Below are 26021 nucleotides of genomic sequence, written 5' to 3'. Positions count from 1 at the left end.
GTTAACCTTCTTTTATCTGATAAACTTCTTCTGGCTTAAAGAGGATTTTAAAACATGTTCTAGTATTATTAGATTGTACTAATTCAACTTGTCCATTTACTGTCTCAAGACATCTCTTTGCAATTGAAAGTCCTAAACCCCTTGATGAACCTTTTGTAGAAAAGCCTGGTTCGAAAATCTTGCTTTGAACTTTCGAAGGAATAGGTGCTCCGTTATTTGAAATTAAAATCTCGACCTCTCCATTTAATTTATTGTACGAACCTGCTATTTCGATTTTCCCATTAGGACCTAATGATTCAAATGCATTCTCAAGTATTTGTATAATCGATAATAATAAATTCAACCGGTAATATTTAATTTGAGGTATATTGTCTAATGATAATGAAACTTCTGCTTTATTATTTGTGGCCTCTCTTGTTATCCTTATCGATTTTCGAATTACTGATTGGATTGAAAACCGTTCTGGTTCGCCAGGAAAGAATCCTGCACCTCGCTTAAGAATCCCTTTAATATAATCAAGCGATATCGAAGCATTTTCAAGTAAAGAAATAAAAATTTCTGAATTTTCGTCTTTATCTTTATTTTCTTGATTAAGTCCATAAATCTTTTCATTTAAATTAACGATGGCAAGTTCTATGGATGCAAGGGGTGTTTTGATACTATGAGAAAACTCAGAAGAAACCTCCCTGTAAACTGATAGGAGCTTATCCGAATTGAGTGATTTTTCAGATTTGTAAATTGCTGCTGGTATGGTGATTGCATTTGAGGATATATTAATATTAGATTCTTTGATATTACTTTTATATAATGGTCTTATTTCGTTAAGAAAAAAGTCAAGTTTATTAACAATCTGCCTTAATTCTCTGGGTTCGTTATATTTCGAATCATTAAAGTATGCTTTGAAGGAGCGCATTCCTTTTAATAGATTGATTATTTCATCATTCTCAATCCTAACTTTTTCTAGTTCTCTTAGCTCTTCCCGTCTTTGCATAAATGATTCCATTTCTTTCAAATCATCTTTAATTCTAAAACTTAAGAAAGAAATGTACATCAATATAAAAATTATAAATAGTGATAAATAATCACCTACATTCTGAATATACCTAAATAAATATAAATCAAAAAAAACTATTATAAATGAAAGAAATAATATTTTTTCGCCATGTTCAATGAGAATTTTTCTTAAAATTTTCAGGAAAATAGATGGTTCTGAAGAATACATTTTGCATATAATAATATTTTGATTGCTTAAGCTTATTCCCAAAACTATTATTTCATGAACAGTTATATAATTATCCTATAATGGAAACTTCTATTTCTGTAAAAAATAAAGACTTCAATTTCCATCAAAACGGTTAAAAATTTCCAGTATTCTTATATCTAACAATACAACTTTTGAAGTTACTATTCGCGCCTATTCTTAGGGCTTAAACGCGGTATTTAGGGTTTCAATCACTTTTTGAGCATAAATATTCGTCGCGTGCAGTCACCCCAAACCCCGTACAAATGTCATGGAACCTGTAGATACGTTTTAACTATATATGATCTTATTGAATAATATAGCCTTAATTTATCAAGCCTTAAAACTTACGATTATGCGTTTAATTCTATACAACATGGATTATATTTTATCACGCCAAAATTACCAATACGAATTGAAACCCCCCTAACATCCCCATAATACTAAAAAGAGAATTATGGAACAAAACCTTTATCATTTACCGATACAATTACGGGGTACCCCCATCATTGAATCAATGTGCCTGGGTGGGGTAGCTGGTTATCCTATGGGACTGTGGATCCTACGACCCGGGTTCGAATCCCGGCCCGGGCCTCATTGTTTTTATTTAGAGCTATGCGTATGACTGAACATAACATTTCTCATTTGCCAGTTAAAAATTGTTAAGCCAAAAATATGGAAGTAAAAAGGGGTCAAAATTAAAGCACATAAATTCCGTTACGCAATGTATTTAATAAATTCCCGTTACGCAATTGTGCAGGTTAAATTCCGTAACTGGATTTCATTGTATAAATACCGTTACGGGATTTACTCAACAAATTTCCGTTACGGGAAGTGAATACAATATTTTTATTTAAACCTCTTATTTTAATTTATGGCGATAGTTCTATAGCAAGTCTTACATTTCATACCTTGGCAATCCCAAAACAAGATTTTCAAAAAAAAATGAATTTGACAACAGAAATCTATGGTTTTTTCCGCCGCATTTTGTCAAAAAGTACATATAAGGTAGATTATACGTACTTTTTTTGTTATAAATCATTCTAAAAACATCTCATAAAATTTTAATAATTTTGTTTTTAGCGTTTCATCTTTGTGAGCTTCTTCCAACTGAACCCATCGGTCTGACCACTTATTGATTATAACCATAGTTTCAGGTTTTTTATGTTGATGGGGTAACGAAGAATGAAGCCAGTTAGGTATATAAACAACAGTTTTTTTATCGATATGATGAGCTTCCGATCCAGAGAATGGTTGATTGATAAAAACATCTGCCTCCAATCCACGAAGCACCGCCCCCCTTTTTATGCGGTCTGGTCGAGTCCTTTCATGATATTTTTTCATAATGACTAAATCAAATAAATACATATTGGCAACTGGAATACTAAAGTTTTTTTCTAAGCAAAATCGATTTTTTTTAGTTTCTGCGATTCTTTTTCAGCAACCTCGGAAAATTAGACGGAGTTTTTATATACCTTAAATACATAAAAATAAACTGTTATGCCAGTTGAACTCCCACCAGAATTGAAAAAGCTTGAGACTGAGTTAAAACTCCGTGGCTTTTCAAAACAGACATCAAAGATGTATCTTTTCTATAATCGCAAATTCCTTGAATTTATTGAAAAGGATATCGAAGAGATAAAGGATGATGATATAAAGGAGTTCTTGGCCTCCAAGATATCAGACGATTCTCTGTCAAATTCCTCGATCGCACTCATAAAAGCATCACTAAAATTTTTCTATACAGATATGCTTGGAAAAAACATGTCTTTGATAAAAACGCCAAAAGCATCAAAAAAGCTGCCTGTGGTGCTGACCCATAAGGAGATAAAAGACCTCATCGATAATACTGAAAACATAAAGCACAGGCTCTTAATTGAACTCCTTTATTCCACGGGCCTTCGGCTTTCGGAATGCATCAACCTGCAATACTGCGACCTTGACCTGAATGATGGAACAGGCTGGGTGCGGCTTGGAAAAGGCGCAAAGGACAGGATATTTATTATCTCTGAAATATTCAAGAAGGATCTTCTCGACTATATCGAAAAAACAAATGCAGGAGGAAGAGGTTATATTTTTTCGATAAAAGGCAGGAAAATGTCATCAAGCGGTATTCAACATGCGATCAAAATCTCCGCCGAGCGAGCAGGGATCGATAAACCCGTGCATGTGCACACGCTCCGGCATTCTTTTGCCACACATCTTCTTGAGAACGGGGTGGACATACGAAAAATCCAGAAGCTCCTTGGGCATTCGAATTTGCAGACTACGCAGATATATACTCAGGTCTCAAGTGATGAGATAAAGAAGATCAAAAGTCCGCTGGATATGCTGTGATGTTATAAATGAAATAAAATGAAATAATATAAATTTTATTTTATTACCATTTTATTTCGCCCTGGCTTTGTTCATACATCAATCTGTCTTTCTCTTTATTGAGTTCCATTTCCCTGCGAGCAATCGCTTTCATTGCTTCACTCGGTTTATAATTCACACTGATCCTGTGCTTTTGGTCTTTCGAATAAACAGTATAACCATATAAAAGGAAGGCCATTGTTGCTATCGGGATAAGGAATACCCAGCCAGCCACAAAACTCATAAAAGCCAGCCCTATTAATGAGGTAAAACCGTATGCTAATTTTTTATTCTTGAATATTTCATTTGTATTCATATAGATCAGTCCCTTTTTCGTCATTTAATTTACATAAAATATATTTCTCCTCTGAGGTAATAACTGTTTCTATAAATGTGAATTTATGTTATTTAATTTACATTTAATTGCGTAACGCGATTTTTTGGATTGATTCGCGTAACGGATTTAAAAAGGTATCCTTGAAAAAATCAGTTAGGTAATATTTCCCATTCCAAATATGATAAGTAAGTGGGCAGAAAGGGGGATTATGGTGGTGTATAAAAAAATTTCTCTGCCCACTACGATTCGTATATATACGAACAATAGTATTTATAGCTTACGGTTGTTGTAAACATAAGCATTTATTCTGAATAGGAGGTAGTGGGCTGTGGGATTTATGGTGTGTAGATCGAAAAAAAAATTTTCTCGGCCCACTACAATTCGTATATATGCGAACTAACGTATTTATAGTTTACTGTTATCATAATTATGAGCATTGATATATAAATTATCAGTATTATTGGTTCGAATGAAATAAAATTCATAGTAATCGCTAATAGCATACCTACATGTATTATTATATCCAAGATCAAAAGAAAAGAACAGCTATGTATAGCTTGAACGCTCCTGAAATCGCCACCAATGTTGGAGTATTTAGAAGAGTGATTGTTGCCCTGAAGCCCACATCCCAGTAAATTAGTAGCTTTCTGATATTAGTAATGTCATATGTAAGATTATACGATTCAACTAATGTTATAGAATTGATTTGATATTATACAAAATTACTAATATATACTTGTAATTTTATAGGCTTGCATGGATTGTAACAATGGGAGGGGCTACGAATTCACTAAGATTGGAGTATGGCATGAAAGCCTTGAAAAATTAGGTGCATCCGTGGAATTACAGCTCGATAAGAACTACTGGAACGGGTGGATTTAAGGAATAATACAGTGGTAGGAATAATACCGATATCAGGAAGAGGTGAAAAATCTCCAAAAGAGGTCTCCATCCCTGAACTTACAAAAGCGAAAGATATAGCATTTAGCAATATAACCGTGAAAGGAATGCTTAAAGGGAAGAATTACTCAGTTGAACCCGTAGGGGTATGGCATCCTGAAAATATAGCAGCATTCCAGGTTCATTTTGATAAAAGCTACAAAGATGAATACACCTTGATATCCAAAGGAGAGAGCCAGAGTGCAGTAATTCAGGCGACTTGTATAGCTATAGCAGTAGATCTCGGAACAAAAAAGGTAGTTGATATGTCTCCTATTGTTGGATAGAGGAGGAATAAAAATGAGGCTTCTAAAAATATTCTATCTTACAGCTTTACTAATAACAATTACTGTATCGCCAGTGATGGCAGCAAGTACTAATAATCTAACTACTCTTTACATAAGAGAGGACTCCTTCCGTAATTATGACTTCCTAAGTGAGACAGATAGCAATACTAATGTTGATTGGCCTGTATCAATGCTCTTTTACAATAACGCTGATATTAACAAGGTTAAGAGTATTTTCTTTATTGGCTTTGGATCGATCCTGAAAGGAAGACTTAACGATGGTGCAGGGTGGGTCTGGGATTCTGACGGAGGTACCAAAGGAATATCTTCAAGGTATGGACACTGGTTGCACATGAGAGTATATGCAGATAGCGATGACCGGATGTATAATCTAGCTTGGGGTTACTATGTTATTGGTACGACTCATTACGACGAATATCCTTTTGAATCATGGAGCGGATATAGCGAAGCTGCCGAAGAAGAGTTTGCCTCCATAGCTAGCAGCAAGGGCTATTCAGTATCTGAAGACTGGAGTACCTTCTATAACTATCATTCGGGACTAGAATTATTTTCCCGGTACTAACACACCCTATTACTATCATCGGGTTGACAGCTTCCTTTTTATTGCTTATACTTGTTCATCAATATTTGAATCTACGTGGATGGAAGCTCATCAGGCTGTATATGCTTCCTCATCCTCTTATTGTAAGTCTATTTCAAGCATATCAGGCTTATTTTTACCATGAGACTGATACGACTTGGTGGGGCTGGCTTATTGAGGGAGGGATAGCATATTTTTTACTTGTAACTACTGCTTATATTATCTCTATTCTAATCATACGATTATCAGGCAAGTCGGATCAGATTAAGTAAAGTCGTTTAAGATTAATCAGGGCATCAGAGAACAGTACTGCTCCAGATAAGGCTGTGGAATCCATATGCTGTCCGGCCTCTCTTGCAATATGGCGGCGTGAGTGTATTGCAGCATGTTCTGATATGAAGAACACGAGAAAGCCTATGAATGCAATACCGAAGATAGCAACCTCTGAGAAAAATATTATAGCTATCAAAAGAGCAATTAATATTATTTGTTCTGGCATATTTTCTCGAACTCTTATTTTAACAAGTACTCCTCGCCAAGCATCATATCTGCAATCCCGGATGGCACGTTAAGCAGCATCTCTCTATATTCATATAGTACATTAATTGAGGAAATGATCATCCTGGATCTGGCAATTTCCTTATCAAGAATGCTGTTGATGCCTATATTCGTGTATCCACGAAGCAAATGATCTGAGCCTGGCACACCAGACTTTTTTCCTTCAATTACTTTTCGCAGGTCTACCATATCATCCGCTATCTGCATGGCTTTACCGCATCCAGGCCCATATTCTGCAAAAGATGCTATCTCTTTTCAGCCAGTCCAAGTAGCAGCAGTTCTGTGGGCATCAAGTATTTCACGTAACTGCTGCCCATCCCCGGCAGTTGATCAAAGGAATGGGCTGCAATCCCCGGCCCCAGGAAATATGCAGCAGTAATCCATGCAAAAACATCCCACCTGTGGATACCTGCGATCCCGAACCCGATAGCCAGGAAGCTCAGATTCATTGCCGTATACGGAAGGTGCAGTATAGTCCATATCTCAGCCCGCTTTGAACCCTCAATCTGATACCAGGTCTTTTTCATGGTTAAGAATTGTTTTTTTTTATCCAAAATCTTTTACCTGCGGATGTACTGGTTCTTACAATAGTCTTTTTATACCACCATAACCAATTATTTAATGGAGGTAAAATTATGGGAATGATGGCCGGTTACGGCTATGGCATGATGGGCGGAGGCATGTGGATACTGGGGCTTATATTCTGGATCCTGATATAAAATATCAGGCAGTTTTTCAATTGGAATGGGAGGTTAATTATGGAGAAGAAAACACTCGGTATATTGGGTATTGTATTGATTGTTGCAGGCATCGCCGGACTGGTTCTTATTTCCGGTAACTCTCCTTACACTAATAGGTGGATCGGTCACAGCGGTATGATGGGTGATGGAATGATGGGAGATATGGATCGCACCTTCATCGAGCAGATGATTCCTCATCATGAAGATGCCGTTCTTATGGCTGATCTTGCGCTGCAGAAAGCAGAGCATGAGGAGCTAAAGCAGCTTGCAGCGGATATAAAGACCGCACAGAATAGGGAGATCAGTGACATGCGCTCCTGGTACAAATCATGGTATGGAACCGAAGTTCCGCAAAATTCGATGGGAATGGGAAGAGGCATGATGAGCGAGGACGCAGATATCGAACGTCTCAAAAACGCCAGTCCTTTTGATAAAGAGTTCATTGAACAGATGATACCCCATCATCAAATGGCGGTCATGATGGCGCAAATGATGCTTCAAGCGTCCGACCGGGATGAAATCCGAACGCTTGCTCAGAATATCATCACATCACAAAGCCGCGAGATAACCCAGATGCGAGAATGGCATAAACAGTGGTACCCGTAGTAAAAGATCCCAGAATTAGATATTCTCAGATAATAGAAAGCCTTTTAATCTTTAGATTGTATTAAAATATAGGGGTTATGAAATGAACAAAAATTCCGGTATTTTTGCAAAAATGGGAAGGCAGGGCAATCATAATGATAGTTCAAGATACTGAGGAAAATAGGAAGAAATGCCTTTGCCCGGATTGCCCGAGTTATCCTTATGACTGTAAAGGAGAGATTCTGTATTGCGGCAGGGGTAAGAGTGCCTGTGAAATTAACGCAAGAGGATGCAATTGTGTTTATTGCCCTGTTTATTATGAATATAAGCTGGAAGGATTATATTTTTGTGATACAGAAGAAGTCGGGGCAAGTAATACCCTGATGCGCAGGAAAAGGTCTTCTGAAGATGATTCCTTTTATCGGACAGTAGTGGGAATTAAAGATATGGCAGCCAGGGGAGAAAGCGTTGTAGTCGCGATGGGTTCATTGAAAAAGCTCCCCTTCTCTCTCGATGACCTGCATTTTGTTCCTGCACAGGTGGATAGGATTCCTTTAAATATGGACGATAAAGTGAATACTGAAATTTGTATCGGACCTGATGCGAAAAACCCATTAAAAGTTTCATCCCCCCTTCTGATTTCAGGGATGAGTTTCGGAGCAGTTTCAAAGAATGTCAGACTGGTAATTGCGCAGGTAGCTTCAAATTTAAAGATTGCCTTTAACTCAGGCGAAGGTGGAATTCTGGATGATGAACTCAGTACCGCCCGTGATTATCTTATTGCCCAGTATGCTACAGGCCGGTTCGGCATTAATGAAGACATGTTGAAGCATGCCGCAGCTATAGAGATCCGATTTGGGGAGGGAGCATATCCGGGTAAAGGGAGTTATCTGCCTGCAAGTAAAGTCACTCCGGAAATTGCGAAGATAAGAGGCTTAAGGAGCGGTGAAGCTGCATATTCCCCGGCACACCATACCGACATAACCACAACGCAAGAACTTAAAGAAAAGGTTTCCTGGCTGCGTGATCTCACAGGCGGTATTCCCATCGGTGCGAAGCTGGGATGCGGCAATGTTGAAAAAGATATCCGGGTTCTGGTTGATGCCGGGGTTGATTTTATTGCTCTTGATGGTTTTGGCGGAGGTACCGGGGCCACGGACCTTTACGTGAGGGAAAATGTGGGAATTCCAATTTTTGCGGCCCTGCCGCGTGCTTTTAAATTACTTTCTGATCTGGGTGTCAAAGATAATATTTCTCTTATCGCAGGAGGGGGATTACGCACTTCTGCTGATTTTGCAAAATGCCTTGCACTTGGTGCAGATGCTGTTTATATCGGCACAGCTGCATTGATTGCTATCAATTGTGAGCAATACAGGATCTGTTATACCGGCATGTGCCCCACAGGTGTGACCACCACAAATCCGGTGCTTACAAAGCAGGTAAATATTGAAAAGAGTATTGAAAAACTATCTAATTTTATTAATGTATGTACCCGGGAAATAGCTGGCCTGACCAGGATCGTGGGAAAAAACAATGTCAACGAGCTTGATAGCAATGATCTTGTTTCAATGAACAGGGAATTGGCAATCCTTACTAACACCAGGTGGTTAAATGGAGAATATTTAAAATAATTAGAAATATAGACTTCGAAAATCAGTTAGTTTTGTCTGTCCAAATGGGATAATCAGATGTTTGGGAGGACTTTTGCTGTATGTTATTTTGAGTTCGTTTTTCGAATGTTCAACATCCAAAATATACCCTGCCTTTTCTAACCGCTCTATGAAAAGCGGGATTTTTCGTGTATCAATCGGATTCATATTTTTCACGTCCATTAATTCGATCCGAAAGGATAAAAGCGATTGGAAAGAGCACGGTGAAAGTATCTGTATAAGTGCCTTTCAATTACTCAAATATTCCAGGATCGTCAGAGCATTCATCCACGTAACCGTCATTCCCATACCAGCAATCAACCCCAGGATAGCCCCGCATAAATGATTATCCCGTTTTTCAAGAAATGCGATCAGAAAATATAGGGCTATGAAAAAAATCAGCTTCATGATAACCATATCCGCAAGGCCAGGATTCCCGATCACTCTGATAAATCCCTTTTCCGTTACTCCATTATTCAGGCCGATATATGTCGTTGCCAGGTCCCCGATGAAATAAAACACGAATCCGAAGGTGAACAGTGCTTTGTTATCGTTGTCCATTTTCACTCAATATTCAGATTAACTTATATAACATAGCTTGGTGACCGGACAGCACTCCTCAAAGTAAACCGGTAGTGAAGCGTTCCATGAAAAAGCGAATATTGACGGCCATTGAATAGCCTTAACTCCAGAATGGCTGAATGCACATAAAGCCGGATCATGTTGTCAGAAATATCAAAGAACTGTGGTAATCCAGAGACTTTGATCGTAGTTAAGTTTATAAATACATATAATCATTGTAATATTTGTGATTAAATCCGGGATATATCTTACAGATATTAGAAAAAGCCTTTCAAAAACAGAGTCCTATCTACTTTCAAAATTGTCAGAGGAAGGAAGGGAAATTTTTACGGTAAGAGATGCAACTGATGTTCTAAAAAAATCTTACGTACAGTCCAGAAAAATAATAAGCAATCTCAAGGCTAAAAGGTGGATTGAAAAAATAGAGGCAGGAAAATATCTAATAATACCATTATCCGCTGGCGTTAAGCCAAAATATACGGAACATGAGTTCGTGATCGGGTCAAAGCTTATCGAACCATATTATATCGCGTACTGGAGCGCATTGAATTATTATCATTTGACCGAGCAGATACCTTTCTCTGTTTTCATTGCAACCACAAAGAGAAAGAGTAACAGGAAAATATTGGATGTAGAGTATCTTTTTGTAACATTATCCAAAAAGAAGTTTTTTGGCTATAATACCATAAACATTGCTGGAAAAAACATCGTAATATCAGATAAGGAAAAGACCATAGCAGACTGTCTTGACCATCCAGAGTATTGCGGCGATATAACAGAAGTTGCAAAAGCTTTAAAATCTGAAGGTCTGTCCTTCATAAAAATAGTTGATCATGCAAATAAGATGGGAAATGCAACAATACTAAAAAGGCTTGGATATTTGTCAGAAATCCTGGATATAAAACTGGATGAAGAATTAAAAAAAATGATGCTGGAATATATTTCAAAAGGGTATTCAGTCCTCGACCCGTCCATAAAATCAAGAAAAGGAAAATATAATGAAAAATGGAAGCTGTTGATAAACAGAAAAATAGGTGAAGAGCTTTGATAACTGCAGATGAAGTAAAGAAAGCAGCAAGGAACAAAGGATTTCCAGCAGGAGTTGTAGAAAAGGATTACGCTCTGACTTGGCTGCTTTATGGAGTATATAATTCCGAGCTCAAAGATGTTCTGGCGTTCAAGGGAGGAACAGCATTGAGTAAAGTGTATTTCCCGAAATTCTGGAGGCTGTCCGAGGATCTGGATTTTACACTTACGAAAGAAATCCGGCCAGAAGAAATAGAATCGATGCTGAAAAACGGTCTGAACCTGCTCAATGAAAAGACAGGAATGAATTTCAATATTGCCAGTTTTCATTCCAATCCAGATCATGCCATAGCAGCAATACAATTCACAGGATCACTTGGCAAGAACGTTATCAGAATGGATATCAGCATCACTGAGATGCTGGTCACTGAACTTTTGAAAATGGAAAAAGCTGATGATTATTCTGATAGTATAAGCTTTACAATTCTTGTTTACTCTCTGGATGAGATATTTCTGGAAAAGCTTCGCTCAATTATACAGCGCGGCAAGAGCAGGGATTACTTTGATGTCTGGATGCTCCTGAATAAAAAAAAGTTTGATAAAAGCAAGATCAAATATCTTTTCTTGGAAAAATGCAAATTCAAGAAAATCAATCCAGACTATGAAATGTTTTTCGATGAAACAAAGCTAAATGAAGCAAGAGATTTCTGGGGAAAAGGCTTGGGAAGACTGATGAAGGAAATCCCGGTGTTTGACACAATCATAGCTGATTTGAGGAAAGAGCTTGAATTTCTGAAATGAGCCTTGATGAGTTTATGGAAAAAGATATAGCAATTCCAATCAATAAAGTCCAGATTAAACAAATTATCCCCTGATCAAATGGCACCCAGAGTAAATTTTGGAAAGAACGGTATTTTAATATCAGCAATCGTATTAATTATATCAGTACTTCTAATAATCGATAGACTGCTGGCAACAGGTCCGGTACAGCTTATCCTGGCGGACGGTAGAGCTGTTCCTGTAGAGAGTGCTTCTTTGTTTTCAATAAATGAAGTGTTATTTTTCATAATAACTGCCTGGCTTGGCGGTATGTCTTTTCTGTATATAATACTCTTTTCAAAGGAAAATCAAATACCCGGATCAAACGATGAAAAAACACCTGAATTAAAAGGAGATGCATTAATACCGGAAAGTAAAAACACAGCCATGTTAGCAGCCACAATTCTTGAAGGCGATGAGAAGATATTATTCCAGAATATCCTGGATAACGACGGGATACTGCAAAGAGAACTCATTGTAAAGACAGGTTTTTCAGAGCCAAAGGTAAGCAGGCTGCTTGACAAAGCCGAAAGAAGAGGATTGATAGTTCGCCACAGGGACGGGATGGGAAACAGGATATTTCTGAAAAAATGAAATTATGGAAGCAGCGGCTTAATTTCATTTTTCTGAAACTGCTTTCAGGATAATTTCAGGGAATTCTTATAAGGTCTTTCATACACTGACAAAATATGAATAGATGGAAAGCATTTGCATTAATTATGATCGCCCTTCTGGCTATTGCCATTGGGCTGAGATTTACATATTTAGGGGCGCATACATTTCCAATTAATGAGGAGCAAAGATCTTTTGCAGTAAATGCAGCCCACAATGGGCTACGGGCGGAAATAGGAAATAACAATTATAGTGTTACAGTTCAGGATCGTGGGCGGATAATTTCTACCTTGAACGGGGATAAAAAAGTTGTACGTGTTGTTCTTATCCGGGAAAATATGACCCTGACTGCTCTTGTTGATATGGATACTGGAAATTTAGTTGAAAAAAGCAAAATGGAATCGAGTGGATGGATGATCGATTATAAGGATCAAAGATCAAAGCGCTGGGGTCATCAACGTTTATTCGACCGGTGATATGATGGAAATCATAATGGAGATGCAGGATGTCTGGAAAATTTATCGTATGGGCGATTTTGACGTACCCGCACTTGCGGGAATAGACCTGGTAATAAAAAAAAGCGAGTTCGTGGCTATAACAGGCCCCAGCGGATGCGGCAAATCAACGATGTTAAATATGATCGGTTGTCTTGACATGCCCACACGTGGAAAGGTTTTGCTCGAAGGCAGGAATATATCAGAATTTAAAAGTGACGAACTGGCGCGGATAAGAGGTAAAAAAATCGGGTTCATATTCCAGACTTTTAACCTGTATCCTACCCTGACAGCTATTGCGAATATCCAGCTGCCCATGAGGATTCATGAATTTCCTGAAGTAGAAATAGAAAACACTTCAAGAAAATTGCTGGAAATGGTGGGTTTATCCGAACGGGGAAATCATTTCCCTGCCCAGCTATCAGGCGGGCAGCAGCAAAGAGTAGCGGTCGCAAGGGCGCTCTCCACAGGCCCTTCTATTCTCCTTGCAGATGAGCCGACAGGGAACCTGGATACTAAATCAGGAGGGGAAGTCATGGATGTTTTTAAACGTTTAAACACTGAGGGATTGACTATAGTTATGATAACACACGACCCCAAAATTGCAGGATATGCAGGAAGAGTTGTGAAAATGCTTGATGGAAAAATAGTAGGTGAAACATGAAAAAATTCAATATATTTTTAATAATCGTATCGACATTAATGATAGCACAGGTTGCATCAGCAGCCTCTAATTATCTTGTGACCGAAAGCGCGCCTGTATATCCCGGAGATACGACATATGTCTATGTACCGATACAGAACAAGGGATTTGGGAACTTTATGGAGGATGTTACTGTAAAACTTGCGCCAAAGGACAACGCATCTATTAACGCTGTAACGCTCCTTAACGATATATATTCACTTGGAACTATTACTGACTGGGGCGATCAGCGAACTGCAAAGTTCAGGATATATATAAATCCTGATGTGGTGGAAGGAGATTATTATTTTAATGTTTTTATTACCTACAAAGGATTGCAAACAGACCGCTCTAATCAACAGATGAGCGCCACAACCAAGCTGGATGACCAGATATTGACTATTAGAGGAAAGCCCATGATAATGCTGGTAAATTCAACGATCAGTACCGTAGCACCGGGGAGCAAGAACACAGAAACGCTAACATTTAAAAATACTGGCACAGGTACGGTACAGAATACTGTTGCTGAAATAAACATTGACAATACGAATTCAGCGTTTTCTGTGCTTGGGGGAGGAAAGCAATTTTCCCTGGGTACTATGAAATCAGGAGATATTGCATCGATAACATTCAATCTGGCAGTAGATGTCGCCGCGCGCCCTGGTGTTTATAATATTCCTGTAAAGATCACAGGACAGAACAATTATTCAACCGATAATCTCATCGGATTGGTTGTTGCAGGAATAACCGATTTTGATGTAAGCTATGTGGAGACTGTGGGCTCTTTTTCGCTTAATGTCGCCAATATCGGGATAAGCCCCGCAAATGCAGTAGCGGTCAACCTGCCGCGCCAGAAGAACTTCTCAATAACAGGGAGCAGTACCTCTGTGCTCGGGAATTTGAATCCCGGTGATTATACATCTGCAATATTCCAGATAACGAAAACTGCTGAAGCCGGAAGCATTCTTGAATTAGAGATACAATATACCGACACCAGTGGGCAGAGACATACGATCACAAAATCCCTGCCCGTGATATTATCCTCAACAAGCACACAATCGAGAGGGAAGAGCAGTACGAATTATACATTATGGATAGTCATTGTAGTGATCATACTGGTATTATACTGGCAGCGCGGAAAAATAAAAACATATTTCAAAAAACAAAAATGAAATCCCTTAAGAGGACTTTATGAAGACTTATGATACTTTCAGGCTGTCTTTGAGCCATGTGAAAAAAAGCAAGATGCGAAGCTGGCTCACTATTATCGGAATTGTAATTGGTGTAGCAGCGGTCGTAGCTATAATCTCCATAGGTCAGGGTATGCAGGAAAGCGTGGCTTCCCGTCTGGGAAGTCTTGGGGCCGACCTGATCACTGTCACCCCGGGTTTTTCACGGGCAACTGGCGGTGGCGGTTTTGATGGGGGACGAGGGGGCGGAAGCACCAGTATTAACCTCACAGATAAAGACGTAAACGTGATCAAGCAGGTACCCGGTGTGCTATATGTGAACGGCATGGTTTCAGGCAGGTCGGATATGTTACTGGGTACGGAGAAGACGTCGGTATCCATAACAGGTGTTGATCCCATAGTGTGGCGCTCCATGGTCACAACACAGCTTGAAGCTGGCAGATACCTTCAGCCAGGTGACTCAAATGCAGTAGTTATTGGCTATTCTTTAGCCCATGAAACTTTTTTGCAGCCGATAACCCTGAATAGGCCGGTCACGATAGGAGGTAAGACTTTCAAAGTCGTGGGAATCTTCGTCCAATCAGGAGGAGGTTTTGGAGGCGGAGGTGATAATGCAGTATATATGCCTGCTGATTACGCCAGGGATGTGATAACTACAACCATACCCAGAAATACTTTTACTTCTATCATGGTGAAGGTAACTGACCCGGCGCTTGCAAACCAGGTGGCTGCAGATATTGTAACTAAACTTATGCCTTCCAGGCATGTAAATCCAAGAACCAGGGATTTTACCGTCACTGCATTTGCGGTGATACAACAGCAAATAACCAGTGTTGTCCAGTCCATATCGCTATTCCTTGCTGCGATTGCAGCAGTTTCACTCCTCGTGGGCGCTGTAGGTATTGCAAATACCATGTTCATGTCTGTCATGGAACGAACACGGCAGATTGGATTGCTGAAGGCTCTTGGAGCTACTGATAACGAAGTTATGAAACTGTTTCTTATGGAATCCGGATTATTCGGATTTGTCGGGGGAATGCTCGGAATATTTATCGGCATACTGATATCCGTACTCGTATCCATTGTGGGCGGGCAGGCTATAGGACCGGGTGGAACAATGAACGCAGTTGTAACGCCCCAACTTGTTATATTTGCGCTTGCTTTCTCGATATTCGTAGGCATAATATCAGGCGTCGCACCCGCAAGGTCAGCTGCAAAGATGAATCCGGTAGATGCACTGCGGTTTGAACAATAAGGAGAATCAGGAGAACTGGAGCAAAATTTAAAATAATTCACTAAAAACTTTATACTATAAAGGCTAATAATAGAGGTAGGGAGCGAAATATGCAGGAAATAGGAGTCGGTGACATACATACTCATACCATGTATTCAGGTTTTACGAATTATAAATTTTTGTCATTCCCGGACAGTGTGACCACTCCCAGGACATCCATTAAGGTCGCTGAAAAGATGGGACTTGGTGTACTTTGCATAACAGATCATAACACTATCAAAGGTGCGCTTGTTGCTCAAAAATTCAATAAGGATATAGTGGTGATCGGTGAAGAGATATCTTCAAACGAGGGTGAGATACTGGGATTGTTCCTTCAAGAGCAGGTCGAGCCCGGCTTAAGTGCCGAAGAAACGATCGAACAAATACACAGCCAGGATGGAATAGCCGTTGCTCCACACCCTTATAGTGGATATTGTTCCTGTGTTGGCACGAAAATGAACACATTGAAGTTTGATGGGATAGAAGTATTCAATTCATTACACAGGGATGGATATTCCAATGCTCTCGCTTTTAAAAATTGTAACGGGCATGCAAAACTTGGCGGAAGTGATGCGCATGCAAGTTTTATGATAGGAAACGGTTATACGTTATTTGACGGCAGTTCCCAGGAAGATTTCAGGACAGCCATAAAGAACAGGCAGACACTTCATGGTGGAAGAGTTGCATCTATTAAAGATTTTGTCTATTACGGTGCCCGGGTAGCGTTTGAATCGTCAAAGACAATACTGAAGTTCAATGATGTAGATTGCCCCATGTCTGCCGAAATATCAAAGGTAAGAAATTCACGTAAATTATCATATTTGCTGGGTTCTCTCGTATATGCATTTTCACCACTGCCTGTTATTTGCACACTTCTTGGCGATAGGGTGTTGAAACATAAAGGACGCAGGGTATGGAAAGAACAGCAAGATCGCTATTTGTAATTTCGTTTCGAGTATGAATATCCTGAAGCTTCGCCCCCACTGGCAACTATGTATAGCCATTCGTAAACCGATTTTATCATCCCGAATTGCTGGAACCTGCGCATTGAGAATCCAACCTTCATACGATCATCAAGCATTACACGTCCGATTTTACGCATTCTCAGTGCGATCTCAACATCATCACCCGCATCGATACACTGGTACATGCCAGCCCTGAGGAAAGCTTCTTTATCGAATGCAGTGTTGCATCCCAGCGTATAATACAGGGCGCGGGTATAATACCCGATGCGGGAGAAAGTATTTGCACTCATAAGGGAAATTTTGTGTTTTAATCCCTCTTCAATCGGATAAACAGTCCCATAAAGCTGGACAATATCATGTGACTCGAAATCATTCTTTATTATCTCAAGCCATTCCGGAGGGATTATGCAATCTGCGTCCGTTGTAGCAACGATATCTCCACATGCACGCAATACACCGTCATTCCTGGCTCCTCCCACCTTTTTGCTCGTCTGGGTCATAACTTCATCAGCATATACTTGCGCCAGTTCATATGTGCGGTCATTCGAATTTCCATCAACCACGATGATTTCGTATTCATCCCTGCTAATTGTCTGGTTGCACAGGGATTGCAGACAGGCTGTAATATTAGCTTCTTCATTGTAAGTGGGGACAATTACGGATATCATGATTCTATCAGTTCCCTATATAGATTGCAATGCATTTGGGCAACTTTTTTAATGTCATACTGCTCGGTAAAGTCGCGTGAACCAGGAGCATATTGTTTTAATGATTCATCATCCGCAATCTGCTCCCCGGCCTCCGAAACGTTATTAAAGAATTGAACCGCCCCTCCAAAAATTTCTTTGAATTCCGGTATTCCACGGGCAACCACGGGAAGGCCGCAGGAGAGCGCTTCCAGGATCACCAGCACAAACATCTCAGAATACGAGGGCATTAAAAATACATCGGCGCCGCTGTAAGCTTCCGCAATATCAGGAACGAATCCCGTGAATATTACGTTATCCTGGCATTTCTTTTTCATCCACTCTATCTTGAGGCGATCTTTTGAAAATGGCCCGGCAGGAAACCCTCCAACCCATACCCAGTGCATTTCAGGATGCATTTTTGACAGCTCGATAAAATCATATATTCCCTTGCGTGGCGTCTGCTGGCCTACGGCAAGCACTACCTTCCCGCCGTCAGGTATTTTATACCGTTCCCTGAAGCTTTTTCGCTTTCCTTCATCCCTTTTGAAATAATCCCTGTCCACCCCGTTAGGGATGGTCGTGGTAGGAACAAAAGGTGCGATCTCCCGAACTTCGCTGCGGCACCAGTCTACCAGGGTTATTATATGATCAAACTTCCTGTAGCTGTAAGGATAATAAGGGGTGAAATATTTACTGAATGCCAGGCCGCCTTCATTAAGGCGGGGTGTGACATGTGCGGTCAGTATCTTTATGCCTTTTGAGTATTTGCGGCTCATAAGCGACACCGGGCCGAAAGTGTGATAATGGACTATGTCAAAATCCCGGCCTCTGGAGTTCCATGACACTTCCATATCCGGCATACTGGCCAACTGCCTGTACAGCGTTTTTGCTGCAGTTCCGCATCCCAGATACTTTAAATTCAGGAAATCTTCTGCAAAAATATTAACCCTCATTTATTTTCCTCACAAAATTCATCGCATTTCTGATACAACCATCCATATTAAGATATTCAAATTCCGAAAAACGTCCGACGAGTCCTATGCCAAGTTTTTCGCAAAAGTCTTTTACAATGGCGATATTTTTCTTATAATCCAGGTCATAGATAACATACGCAAACCTTTGCCGCTCCAGGGCAGTATATACTATATCCTCCCCATTCTTTATGATATTCATATTTTTAAGTGCTTTAATTACATGGTCAATTATCTTCCGGTCCGACATTTCTGATACATCATCCCCTTCATGATATGTTATCTCTGCAAGTATCGCTGGATATCCCGCAGGCGCCACATCAGGGCTGTAATTTGATGGAAATGAAATCCTATTAAACAGCCCAAGATCTTTATCAGGAACATACATCCATGAAATATCCGGAAGCTTTCCCCGCACCCCGATAAAAACACAGGCTATCGAGTTATATTTCAGTTCATTGCAGGATCTCCGGACTGTATCCGGAACATTTTCAAGACTTTCCAAGAGCCTCTGTAAGGGAATAGTAGATATGCAGCGATCTGCTATAATAATATTATCGCCATCACTTATTAAATACTTTTCTCCTTCTTTCCTGACTGAAGATACGTTAAAGCCTGTGCGGATGCACTTTTTAATCGGCGATGCAATTGATCTTACCAGCGCCTCGATCCCGCCCTTTCGCGGGTAGGTGAAAATTGACTGGTGCGTATATCCTTCGGTTTCTATCCCGATAGCAGATTTTATAATATCCTCCATCGGCGGGCGGGGAATGCGTCCTTCTACCCAGTGCAATGACATCTGCTCTGCCGGGAATTTCCAGATCTTTTCATTATACGGGATCAAGTACAGGTCAGCAATGCCTTTCCCGAAGGTATGGATGATCCATTCACGAAAATTCCCGGGGGACGGAAGTTTTCCTTTTTCAACAGCGATCAGGGTTTTAATAAATTCATTGATACAGAAAAAGAGGTCATCTTTAGGAAGCTGGTTCAACCCGTTTTCAAAGGGATATTTGATATACAATCCCTTATAGAAAATTTTTGTATTGCGAATATTGCGCTGGCTGTTCTTTCCGAGCACATCATTCATGAATGTGAGAACTTCTGCATCACGGCTGAAAATGATATGCGAGCCCCCTATATCAAAAGTGAACCCGGAATCGCTCACAGAGCGGCATAATCCCCCAAAAACCGGTTCCCGCTCAAGAACTGTGACATCTTCACCTTTTTCATGAAGCAGGCGGGCAAGAGTGATACCTGTAAGACCACCGCCTAATATTGCTGTTTTCACGGTGGAATATTCGCTATCAAGCAATATATTGTTTTCTAAATTGAGCTGGGTATTTGATAATTTAATAATTAAGCTCTTACTTGCCTTGATGGTTTCGGGCTATTCACGGTTCAAGCAATCTTATTTTCAATTGAGAGCAATTTAAATTATTTCAGGAAACGATACAAGATTTTGCAAATGGAAAAAATATAAGTATTAACTTGACTATCAAATCATGTGGAACTGAATGATATCAAAAAATAGATTTGAAAATATCCTATTAAAGGAAATTCAGGGACTTTCTGACCGAGAAATATCTTTAATTATAAAAACAGTACATTTTTTAAAAGAAGAAATAATCAGGGAAAAACATGGGAACTTGCAAGAAATTCTTCATTTTGCAGGGATCTGGAAAGAAATGCCAATACAAGATTTAAATATTTTCTCTGAAATTGTGAAAGAACGTGAAAAATTCAGCGAGGGACGGACTAATATTGAATAGCTTCACGTTGGATACTGATATTGTAATAGAAATTCTCAGAAATGCGGTTGGAATCTGCGCCTGAGGTGGCCGGTGAATGGGAGCAAACCTGACTTATATACAATTATACAATAATTGACTATCAACATCAATGGATGGTTAATGTGAGTTGTGTAAAATTAAGATTATAATATTATTCTTTAAAAAGTGCTTTATTTGCGAATCAATCCGACTTTGAAGTTAAACCACAACTTTCAAGCCATTTAGATACAAAACTCAATAAGCATAAGTATATATATTTTGCAGTTTAAATTGTAATAAATGACAATTTATTGCAAAAATCGCATTTTGATTGTTATATTTGGAGGATTGAACCATAATGTTAATTGAATTTAGTGTCGAAAATTTTCGTTCTATTAAGGAAAAGGTAACTTTAAGTATGGTATCTTCTTCTGATAAATCATTAGATAATAATTTGATTAAAACAGATGTATTGAAAAAAGATAGTCTTTTACGGAGCGCAGTGATTTATGGACCTAACGCATCTGGAAAAAGTAATGTAATTCTTGCCTTTAATTTTTTAGTACACTTGGTCATGACATCTCATAAAAATCAAAAAGATGCTAAAATTAATGTTTCTCAATTTAAATTAGACAAAGAGTATCTATCTAAACCCAGTAAATTTGAAGTTGTTTTTATAAAGAATGAAACTAGATATGTTTATGGAGTATCAGCCACGAGTGAGAAAATTATTGATGAATATCTATATTATTATCCTAAAGGACATAAAGCTATAATTTTCGAAAGGTCGAATACTAATAATTTTAATTTTACTATAGACAAAAAGGTTCAAGAATTCATAAAGGAAAGAACCTTAGATAATGTTCTTTATCTATCAAATTCAACTCAGTTGAATTATATAAAGTCATCTGAAGCTTTTGATTGGTTTAAAGATAACTTACAAATTATAAATATTGACGAATTTCCTTTATTGACCGAATTTACTATTAATTTGCTCAATAAAGATGAAAAATCTAAAGAACTTATAATAGAAGCACTTTTAAATACCGACTTAGGAATTGAGGATATTAAGGCCTCAATTGAAAAAGTTTCTATTGATAATCTGCCTTCTGCTTTTCCAAATGAGTTAAAGGCTTTAATAAGTGAAGGAAAGAGTGAATTCAAGCAATTTAATATTAAAACCACTCATAAAGGCAATAAGGGTAAAGATACAGAATTTGATGTACAATTTGAATTCGATGAAGAATCTGGAGGAACACAAAAGATGTTTTTCTTAATCGGTCCATGGATAGATGTGTTGAGCAATGGCCGAATCTTAATCGTAGATGAATTAGACACTAAACTACATTATAAATTGATACAATTTTTAATTAAATTATTTCATGATCCAAATCAAAATAAGAACAATGCTCAATTAATCTTCACTACGCACAACACAATTTTATTAGATATGAATTTATTCCGCAGGGATCAAATATGGTTCACGGAAAAAAACCCCGATATCGGCAGTACTGACCTTTACTCTCTAGTAGAATTCAATCCACGTAAAAATGAAAATATCCAGAAAGGGTATCTAGCTGGTAGATTTGGTGCAGAGCCTTTCATTATGGAAGAGAGGATATTTTAAAATGACAAAAACTTTGAGTAGAAAAGTGGGTGGGAGAGAACGTCGCAAGAAATATGTTATTGTTTGTGAAGGAACGGAAACAGAACCAATATATTTTAAAAAATACAGAACTAGATATGATAATTTAGAGGTCATAATACCCAATGCAAGATGTACTGACCCAAAAAATCTTGTTGATTTTTGTCGAGAATCTATTGAACATTATCCATTAGATTTAAAAAATGGGGATATTATTTGGTGTGTTTTTGATTGGGATAATAATAAACAAGAAGCTATTTTTACCGCATTTAGAAAGGCTAAGAATGTTAAATTATGTCTATCAAATCCTTCTTATGAATTATGGTACCTTTTGCATTTCGTTGATAGATTTTCGAAATTAAACAATGATGAGTTGAAAGAAAAATTAGAGAGACATATACCGAATTATAAAAAGAATAAAGATTATTTTGAGTTATTAGAAAGTAAAAGAGAAAGTGCAATTAGTAGGGCGAAACGGTTAAATGAAATGCATGAAAAGAAAGGGACAGATTTAAAAAGTGTTGATAGTAATCCCTCAACTCAGGTTTTTAAAATAGTTGAAGAACTTCTTAGTATTACTCAACATTCAAAATAAAATATATGGTTTAATGGGAGGATTAATATTCTAAAAGTAACTAAATCTACCATAATCCCGTATTAATCCTTTACTTGGGCGGCAGTTATTTTTCATGTTCTCAGTAATCGGCTTACAAATTGTATTTATGTTGTTCAGTTCTCCTTGCTACCACAAAGAGAACATATTCATCATCTGTTCAAGACAGATAAAAAGAAATGATTTTATCCAATAACAAGAATTATATATCTATATGCACCGATATGGATAGATATTATGGCATCCAAAACCGAAAGCTTTACGGACATAATATTCAAACTGACCAGGAAAAAGAATGCTCTTGATTACATACGTTCCCTGAAAACCAGTACTGAACTTGCAGATAATATTGAAAAAGCAATGCAGGAAACAAGAAAAGCAAAACTGATTTCATAATTGACCTGCTGCGCCGTAAACCTGCTGCTGAGAGTAAATTGGAAGAGCTAACAGCAGATGGTGATAAATTAACCACAACGCCTCTTAACGCATCCGAACTCTACAAAGGTGCATATAACTCATCCCGGCCGATCGAAGAAGCTAAAAAAGTACGGCATCTGCTCGATACCCTTGATATCCTGGAATTTTCAACCGCTGCCAGTGAAACTTTCGGAAAACTTTCGATAGAACTCCAAAGATATGGAAATGATATCGGGGATTTTGACCTCCTTATAGCAAGTATCGCCCTTACTCATGGCGAGCCTATGCTTACGAAGAATGCACAACACTTTTCGAAGGTTCCGGGGCTGGTTGTTGAGAGTTATTGAAGTTTATCTATTTTTATAATCCCACTCCTTTTTATGATATAAAAGCGCCTGTAATACTTTCTTTGGGAACTTGGGGACTTTTTAGAACAAGCAGCAGCCACAAGCAGATTCGATAGACACCGCTTTCGCTATTTTCTCTTCCATAACTCTTATATTTTCATCTTACATATAGATGTAAAGAAGATGAATGTATAAGTACACTGACCATGCAAAGAAAATGATGGAGACAAGAGAAATAAGCGAACATGAGGCGCAAACAGCAATAGAAAAAGGTAAATTGGAATTTACAAGGACAGACGAAAAAGGAAGAGGCAACGAATACACTCATTCCATAGTGTTAAAGGATACTTTCCCAAGAAAAATCATGGTGGGATGGGCTTATGATAAAGACGACATAGTTATACTTACAGTATATGAAGTGAAAAGGAAATCGAGGTAGATATGGCAATAGTATGCGGTAAATGCAAACAGGAAATGAAGGAAGTAGAACTAAAAGAGTATGAATTTGAGGATGGCATAGTCCTTGAAAGTGTCAAAGCAATGCGCTGTCCGAAAGGCCATGTTACTTTTACAGAAGAACAAGCGCTTCTTATGGAGACGAGAACTGAAGATATCAGAAAACATGCATTCAGATTCATACGTTCGATAAGTAAAAGCGCAAGGTCTCTTGTAATCAGGATTCCTGCTGATCTTGCGAAGAGTTTAGAGATAAGTGAAAGTTCAAAAGTGGAGATGATTCCGATAGGTAAAAAGAGATTTATTGTCGAGATTAAGTAGCAAGTCCCCTTCTCATGAACAAAAGCATCAGCACATCCTGATCTTCGATCGGAAGCCCATTAGAAGTGCATTGTATAGTGAATTCATGCATATTTCATCCGAAAGGAAACGATACAATAAACCGCAAAGTTCGCAAAGAACGCAAAGTGTAGCAGCAAATCTTTGCGTCCTTTGCGTTCTTTGCGGTGAGCATTCAATTTATCTTTGAATTCCTATCGGCTTATTTAACGCTGAGTGACTATATCACAACAAATTCGAAACATAAATGTATAAGTGCATCAATTTAATCTATTGATATGAAGTTACTCGTAAGCCCGATCAATGTTGAAGAAGCGAAAACCTGCAAATCAGGCGGAGCTGATATCATAGATGTAAAGAATCCGAAAGAAGGCTCACTTGGCGCAAATTTCCCATGGATGATCAGAGATGTGAAAAACGTGGCAGGCATAGTACCTTTGAGCGCAACGATCGGTGATTTTAATTATAAGCCAGGAACGGCATCACTCGCAGCACTTGGTGCGGCTGTCGCAGGTGCAGATTATATCAAAGTTGGATTATTCGATATACAGACCAGGGAGCAGGCCCTTGACATGCTCACAAACATTGTCCGTTCAGTAAAGGAATATGACAAAAATAAGAAAGTAGTGGCTTCGGGTTATTCCGATTACAAGAGAATTAATTCCATCTCACCATTTGAACTGCCATCAATCGGTGAAAAAGCAGGTGTAGATGTTGTTATGATGGATACGGGTATCAAGGATGGCCGCTCCACATTTGAATTCCTGACCGAAGAAGAACTCAAAGATTTCGTTTCAAGTTCAAGAGACCACGGGCTCCAGGCAGCACTTGCAGGCACGATCAAATTTGAAGATATTCCTGCATTAAAAAGAATTTCTCCTGATATTATCGGAGTCAGGGGTTGCGTGTGCGGCGGAGACCGCAACTCCTCAATAAGGAAAGATCTTGTTGAAAAATTAAGAGCCCTGATCAACAGGAAATAATGGAAAATGATAATTGGTGCATCATCTTTTGCAGGAACACTTCCTGAACTGGAGCGCGAGGTTGAATCTATAGAACTGTATATACCAAAGCTTGAAGTTTATGAAGGAACAAAGTTAATAAAATCCCGCGTATCCAAAATAAAAGATACGCTTTCGTCATACGATTTATCAACTTCTATCCATGCTCCTTATTTTAGCGATGTGCCAAATTACCCGCACGAACTTATTGTGGATACTGCAAGATTGAATGATACAACAGAAAAACTCATGAAAGAAAGTATAACGATCGCAGAAGCTCTCGGATCAGGGGTTGTGGTCATTCATCCGGGAAGGATAAATGGAGATAAAGACAGAGCATTTGAAAACATGGTGTCAGGATTATCCTGCCTTTCAAAATTTGCCGAAGATGCGAATGTTATACTCGGACTTGAAAATAAGGAAGGGACTGACCCGGATAACCTGTGCATCAGCGCAGCTGACCTGATAAAGGCTATCGAAAAGACAGGTTCACCTAATTTGAGGGCTACGTTTGATATCGGGCACGCTAACCTGACGTGTGAGGGAAACCAGGGGAAACTTCGGGAATTTGCTAAGGAACTAAAAAATCACGTAGTGCATGCTCATATCCACGATAACAAGGGTTTGTGGACAGAGAAGTTCTGGGGCGATCTTCATGGTGCGCCAGGGACAGGAGTTATTGATTTTTCTATTTTGAAAGAACTCAGGTTTAATGGTGTGTATAATCTTGAGGTATTCTCTGTTGATGATGTAAGGGCGGGAAAGAAGATACTTTCAGGTTTGAATAATGGATAAGCCATCGAATATTTTAAATATTATGTATGTTTGTAGGAAAAT

The 26021-nt window shown here is 38.7% G+C and carries 32 protein-coding genes and 1 tRNA gene; 23 read left to right on the top strand and 10 right to left on the bottom strand.

Going from position 1 to position 26021, the window contains the following annotated elements; translation table 11 throughout:
- Window position 1: 1 nt before the first annotated feature.
- Entirely contained in the window at window positions 2-1222 is a 1221-nt protein-coding gene (locus tag CL181_RS08205; protein ID WP_097298824.1) for a HAMP domain-containing sensor histidine kinase, read from the bottom strand.
- Between the two features lie 539 nt (window positions 1223-1761).
- Between CL181_RS08205 and CL181_RS08200 the strand changes: the two genes are divergently transcribed.
- A tRNA-His gene (locus CL181_RS08200) sits at window positions 1762-1834 on the top strand.
- Between the two features lie 444 nt (window positions 1835-2278).
- Here CL181_RS08200 and CL181_RS08195 read toward each other — a convergent pair.
- Complete coding sequence (locus CL181_RS08195; protein WP_141398844.1) at window positions 2279-2584, bottom strand: hypothetical protein; 306 nt, start codon at window positions 2582-2584, stop codon at window positions 2279-2281.
- Window positions 2585-2740: 156 nt separating this feature from the next.
- Between CL181_RS08195 and xerA the strand changes: the two genes are divergently transcribed.
- On the top strand, window positions 2741-3577 hold the full coding sequence (xerA, locus tag CL181_RS08190) for a site-specific tyrosine recombinase/integron integrase (RefSeq protein WP_097298822.1): 837 nt from the start codon (window positions 2741-2743) through the stop codon (window positions 3575-3577).
- Between the two features lie 43 nt (window positions 3578-3620).
- On the opposite strand, the gene CL181_RS08185 is transcribed toward xerA, so the two are convergent.
- Window positions 3621-3935, bottom strand: coding sequence for a hypothetical protein (locus CL181_RS08185; protein WP_097298821.1), 315 nt, complete (start codon window positions 3933-3935; stop codon window positions 3621-3623).
- 890 nt (window positions 3936-4825) lie between these two features.
- On the opposite strand from CL181_RS08185, the gene CL181_RS08180 reads away from it, so the two are divergent.
- Both CL181_RS08180 and CL181_RS08175 read left to right on the top strand, forming a co-directional pair.
- Window positions 4826-5158, top strand: a complete 333-nt coding sequence (locus tag CL181_RS08180) for a hypothetical protein (protein ID WP_141398842.1) — start codon at window positions 4826-4828, stop codon at window positions 5156-5158.
- 13 nt (window positions 5159-5171) lie between these two features.
- Complete coding sequence (locus tag CL181_RS08175; RefSeq protein ID WP_097298819.1) at window positions 5172-5741, top strand: hypothetical protein; 570 nt, start codon at window positions 5172-5174, stop codon at window positions 5739-5741.
- Between the two features lie 277 nt (window positions 5742-6018).
- Here CL181_RS08175 and CL181_RS08165 read toward each other — a convergent pair whose 3' ends face one another.
- Genes CL181_RS08165 through CL181_RS08155 form a run of 3 tightly spaced genes read right to left on the bottom strand, consistent with a single transcriptional unit; the run spans window position 6019 to window position 6871 of the window.
- On the bottom strand, window positions 6019-6258 hold the full coding sequence (locus CL181_RS08165) for a hypothetical protein (RefSeq protein WP_097298817.1): 240 nt from the start codon (window positions 6256-6258) through the stop codon (window positions 6019-6021).
- Window positions 6259-6272: 14 nt separating this feature from the next.
- Window positions 6273-6524, bottom strand: coding sequence for a hypothetical protein (locus CL181_RS08160; RefSeq protein WP_097298816.1), 252 nt, complete (start codon window positions 6522-6524; stop codon window positions 6273-6275).
- A 38-nt stretch (window positions 6525-6562) separates the two neighbouring features.
- Entirely contained in the window at window positions 6563-6871 is a 309-nt protein-coding gene (locus CL181_RS08155) for a hypothetical protein (protein WP_097298815.1), read from the bottom strand.
- 204 nt (window positions 6872-7075) lie between these two features.
- On the opposite strand from CL181_RS08155, the gene CL181_RS08150 reads away from it, so the two are divergent.
- Window positions 7076-7663, top strand: a complete 588-nt coding sequence (locus tag CL181_RS08150) for a DUF305 domain-containing protein (RefSeq protein ID WP_097298814.1) — start codon at window positions 7076-7078, stop codon at window positions 7661-7663.
- A gap of 134 nt (window positions 7664-7797) precedes the next feature.
- Window positions 7798-9273 carry a glutamate synthase-related protein gene (locus CL181_RS08145; protein ID WP_097298813.1) on the top strand — a complete coding sequence of 492 codons (1476 nt, stop codon included), beginning with the start codon at window positions 7798-7800 and terminating at the stop codon, window positions 9271-9273.
- 267 nt (window positions 9274-9540) lie between these two features.
- Here the strand turns inward: CL181_RS08145 and CL181_RS08135 are convergent, their stop codons facing one another.
- Window positions 9541-9852: a hypothetical protein gene (locus tag CL181_RS08135; RefSeq protein WP_097298811.1), complete on the bottom strand. Its 312-nt coding sequence runs from the start codon at window positions 9850-9852 to the stop codon at window positions 9541-9543.
- Between the two features lie 247 nt (window positions 9853-10099).
- On the opposite strand from CL181_RS08135, the gene CL181_RS08130 reads away from it, so the two are divergent.
- From CL181_RS08130 to CL181_RS08095, 8 genes are all read left to right on the top strand, one after another.
- A complete protein-coding gene (locus CL181_RS08130) occupies window positions 10100-10921 on the top strand; it encodes a hypothetical protein (protein ID WP_097298810.1) in 822 nt (273 codons plus the stop codon).
- Window positions 10918-11700, top strand: coding sequence for a nucleotidyl transferase AbiEii/AbiGii toxin family protein (locus CL181_RS08125; RefSeq protein WP_097298809.1), 783 nt, complete (start codon window positions 10918-10920; stop codon window positions 11698-11700). The genes CL181_RS08130 and CL181_RS08125 overlap by 4 nt, the downstream gene beginning before the upstream one ends.
- A gap of 78 nt (window positions 11701-11778) precedes the next feature.
- A complete protein-coding gene (locus CL181_RS08120; RefSeq protein WP_097298808.1) occupies window positions 11779-12312 on the top strand; it encodes a MarR family transcriptional regulator in 534 nt (177 codons plus the stop codon).
- 95 nt (window positions 12313-12407) lie between these two features.
- Window positions 12408-12806, top strand: coding sequence for a hypothetical protein (locus CL181_RS08115; protein WP_097298807.1), 399 nt, complete (start codon window positions 12408-12410; stop codon window positions 12804-12806).
- A gap of 1 nt (window position 12807) precedes the next feature.
- Window positions 12808-13488 carry an ABC transporter ATP-binding protein gene (locus tag CL181_RS08110; protein ID WP_217993118.1) on the top strand — a complete coding sequence of 227 codons (681 nt, stop codon included), beginning with the start codon at window positions 12808-12810 and terminating at the stop codon, window positions 13486-13488.
- Window positions 13485-14678 (top strand): COG1361 S-layer family protein, encoded by a 1194-nt coding sequence (locus tag CL181_RS08105; protein ID WP_097298806.1) that lies wholly within the window; start codon window positions 13485-13487, stop codon window positions 14676-14678. Before CL181_RS08110 ends, CL181_RS08105 begins: the two co-directional genes overlap by 4 nt.
- 19 nt (window positions 14679-14697) lie before the next feature.
- On the top strand, window positions 14698-15951 hold the full coding sequence (locus CL181_RS08100) for an ABC transporter permease (RefSeq protein ID WP_097298805.1): 1254 nt from the start codon (window positions 14698-14700) through the stop codon (window positions 15949-15951).
- An 89-nt stretch (window positions 15952-16040) separates the two neighbouring features.
- Complete coding sequence (locus CL181_RS08095) at window positions 16041-16913, top strand: PHP-associated domain-containing protein (RefSeq protein ID WP_097298804.1); 873 nt, start codon at window positions 16041-16043, stop codon at window positions 16911-16913.
- Here the strand turns inward: CL181_RS08095 and CL181_RS08090 are convergent.
- The 3 genes from CL181_RS08090 to CL181_RS08080 are packed head-to-tail and all read right to left on the bottom strand — an operon-like array spanning window position 16904 to window position 19885.
- Window positions 16904-17602 (bottom strand): glycosyltransferase family 2 protein, encoded by a 699-nt coding sequence (locus CL181_RS08090; RefSeq protein WP_097298803.1) that lies wholly within the window; start codon window positions 17600-17602, stop codon window positions 16904-16906. The genes CL181_RS08095 and CL181_RS08090 overlap by 10 nt on opposite strands.
- Window positions 17599-18576: a glycosyltransferase family 4 protein gene (locus CL181_RS08085; RefSeq protein ID WP_097298802.1), complete on the bottom strand. Its 978-nt coding sequence runs from the start codon at window positions 18574-18576 to the stop codon at window positions 17599-17601. Before CL181_RS08085 ends, CL181_RS08090 begins: the two co-directional genes overlap by 4 nt.
- Window positions 18566-19885, bottom strand: coding sequence for an NAD(P)/FAD-dependent oxidoreductase (locus CL181_RS08080; RefSeq protein ID WP_097298840.1), 1320 nt, complete (start codon window positions 19883-19885; stop codon window positions 18566-18568). Before CL181_RS08080 ends, CL181_RS08085 begins: the two co-directional genes overlap by 11 nt.
- Window positions 19886-20111: 226 nt before the next feature.
- On the opposite strand from CL181_RS08080, the gene CL181_RS08075 reads away from it, so the two are divergent.
- The 9 genes from CL181_RS08075 (at window position 20112) to CL181_RS08040 (ending at window position 25979) form a co-directional block, all read left to right on the top strand.
- Window positions 20112-20366 (top strand): hypothetical protein, encoded by a 255-nt coding sequence (locus CL181_RS08075; protein WP_097298801.1) that lies wholly within the window; start codon window positions 20112-20114, stop codon window positions 20364-20366.
- Between the two features lie 358 nt (window positions 20367-20724).
- Entirely contained in the window at window positions 20725-21993 is a 1269-nt protein-coding gene (locus CL181_RS08070) for an ATP/GTP-binding protein (RefSeq protein WP_097298800.1), read from the top strand.
- A gap of 1 nt (window position 21994) precedes the next feature.
- On the top strand, window positions 21995-22606 hold the full coding sequence (locus tag CL181_RS08065; RefSeq protein ID WP_097298799.1) for an RloB family protein: 612 nt from the start codon (window positions 21995-21997) through the stop codon (window positions 22604-22606).
- A 255-nt stretch (window positions 22607-22861) separates the two neighbouring features.
- Window positions 22862-23020 (top strand): antitoxin, encoded by a 159-nt coding sequence (locus CL181_RS19725; protein ID WP_141398841.1) that lies wholly within the window; start codon window positions 22862-22864, stop codon window positions 23018-23020.
- Window positions 23021-23058: 38 nt separating this feature from the next.
- A complete protein-coding gene (locus CL181_RS08060; RefSeq protein ID WP_255251484.1) occupies window positions 23059-23388 on the top strand; it encodes a type II toxin-antitoxin system VapC family toxin in 330 nt (109 codons plus the stop codon).
- Between the two features lie 187 nt (window positions 23389-23575).
- Window positions 23576-23827 (top strand): DUF4258 domain-containing protein, encoded by a 252-nt coding sequence (locus CL181_RS08055; RefSeq protein ID WP_097298797.1) that lies wholly within the window; start codon window positions 23576-23578, stop codon window positions 23825-23827.
- Window positions 23828-23829: 2 nt separating this feature from the next.
- Window positions 23830-24165, top strand: a complete 336-nt coding sequence (locus CL181_RS08050) for an AbrB/MazE/SpoVT family DNA-binding domain-containing protein (protein WP_097298796.1) — start codon at window positions 23830-23832, stop codon at window positions 24163-24165.
- Window positions 24166-24461: 296 nt separating this feature from the next.
- A complete protein-coding gene (locus tag CL181_RS08045; protein WP_097298795.1) occupies window positions 24462-25166 on the top strand; it encodes a (5-formylfuran-3-yl)methyl phosphate synthase in 705 nt (234 codons plus the stop codon).
- Window positions 25167-25172: 6 nt separating this feature from the next.
- Window positions 25173-25979 carry a sugar phosphate isomerase/epimerase gene (locus CL181_RS08040; RefSeq protein WP_097298794.1) on the top strand — a complete coding sequence of 269 codons (807 nt, stop codon included), beginning with the start codon at window positions 25173-25175 and terminating at the stop codon, window positions 25977-25979.
- Window positions 25980-26021: the final 42 nt, after the last annotated feature.

The sequence above is a fragment of the Candidatus Methanoperedens sp. BLZ2 genome (assembly GCF_002487355.1).
Taxonomy (GTDB): domain Archaea; phylum Halobacteriota; class Methanosarcinia; order Methanosarcinales; family Methanoperedenaceae; genus Methanoperedens.
Note: the sequence above shows the minus strand (reverse complement) of the source record. Positions and strands in the feature narration are given on the sequence as shown.

Coding starts and splice junctions, on each gene's coding strand:
- CL181_RS08100 (WP_097298805.1), top strand. CDS start 14,698: ATGAAGACTTATGATACTTTCAGGCTGTCTTTGAGCCATGTGAAAAAA.
- CL181_RS08040 (WP_097298794.1), top strand. CDS start 25,173: ATGATAATTGGTGCATCATCTTTTGCAGGAACACTTCCTGAACTGGAG.
- CL181_RS08150 (WP_097298814.1), top strand. CDS start 7,076: ATGGAGAAGAAAACACTCGGTATATTGGGTATTGTATTGATTGTTGCA.
- xerA (WP_097298822.1), top strand. CDS start 2,741: ATGCCAGTTGAACTCCCACCAGAATTGAAAAAGCTTGAGACTGAGTTA.
- CL181_RS08115 (WP_097298807.1), top strand. CDS start 12,408: ATGAATAGATGGAAAGCATTTGCATTAATTATGATCGCCCTTCTGGCT.
- CL181_RS08135 (WP_097298811.1), bottom strand. CDS start 9,852: ATGGACAACGATAACAAAGCACTGTTCACCTTCGGATTCGTGTTTTAT.
- CL181_RS08120 (WP_097298808.1), top strand. CDS start 11,779: ATGGCACCCAGAGTAAATTTTGGAAAGAACGGTATTTTAATATCAGCA.
- CL181_RS08065 (WP_097298799.1), top strand. CDS start 21,995: ATGACAAAAACTTTGAGTAGAAAAGTGGGTGGGAGAGAACGTCGCAAG.
- CL181_RS08075 (WP_097298801.1), top strand. CDS start 20,112: ATGATATCAAAAAATAGATTTGAAAATATCCTATTAAAGGAAATTCAG.
- CL181_RS08160 (WP_097298816.1), bottom strand. CDS start 6,524: ATGCAGATAGCGGATGATATGGTAGACCTGCGAAAAGTAATTGAAGGA.
- CL181_RS08105 (WP_097298806.1), top strand. CDS start 13,485: ATGAAAAAATTCAATATATTTTTAATAATCGTATCGACATTAATGATA.
- CL181_RS08070 (WP_097298800.1), top strand. CDS start 20,725: ATGTTAATTGAATTTAGTGTCGAAAATTTTCGTTCTATTAAGGAAAAG.
- CL181_RS08195 (WP_141398844.1), bottom strand. CDS start 2,584: ATGAAAAAATATCATGAAAGGACTCGACCAGACCGCATAAAAAGGGGG.
- CL181_RS08045 (WP_097298795.1), top strand. CDS start 24,462: ATGAAGTTACTCGTAAGCCCGATCAATGTTGAAGAAGCGAAAACCTGC.
- CL181_RS08090 (WP_097298803.1), bottom strand. CDS start 17,602: ATGATATCCGTAATTGTCCCCACTTACAATGAAGAAGCTAATATTACA.
- CL181_RS19725 (WP_141398841.1), top strand. CDS start 22,862: ATGGCATCCAAAACCGAAAGCTTTACGGACATAATATTCAAACTGACC.
- CL181_RS08205 (WP_097298824.1), bottom strand. CDS start 1,222: ATGTATTCTTCAGAACCATCTATTTTCCTGAAAATTTTAAGAAAAATT.
- CL181_RS08165 (WP_097298817.1), bottom strand. CDS start 6,258: ATGCCAGAACAAATAATATTAATTGCTCTTTTGATAGCTATAATATTT.
- CL181_RS08055 (WP_097298797.1), top strand. CDS start 23,576: ATGTATAAGTACACTGACCATGCAAAGAAAATGATGGAGACAAGAGAA.
- CL181_RS08185 (WP_097298821.1), bottom strand. CDS start 3,935: ATGACGAAAAAGGGACTGATCTATATGAATACAAATGAAATATTCAAG.
- CL181_RS08175 (WP_097298819.1), top strand. CDS start 5,172: ATGAGGCTTCTAAAAATATTCTATCTTACAGCTTTACTAATAACAATT.
- CL181_RS08110 (WP_217993118.1), top strand. CDS start 12,808: ATGATGGAAATCATAATGGAGATGCAGGATGTCTGGAAAATTTATCGT.
- CL181_RS08095 (WP_097298804.1), top strand. CDS start 16,041: ATGCAGGAAATAGGAGTCGGTGACATACATACTCATACCATGTATTCA.
- CL181_RS08085 (WP_097298802.1), bottom strand. CDS start 18,576: ATGAGGGTTAATATTTTTGCAGAAGATTTCCTGAATTTAAAGTATCTG.
- CL181_RS08050 (WP_097298796.1), top strand. CDS start 23,830: ATGGCAATAGTATGCGGTAAATGCAAACAGGAAATGAAGGAAGTAGAA.
- CL181_RS08145 (WP_097298813.1), top strand. CDS start 7,798: ATGATAGTTCAAGATACTGAGGAAAATAGGAAGAAATGCCTTTGCCCG.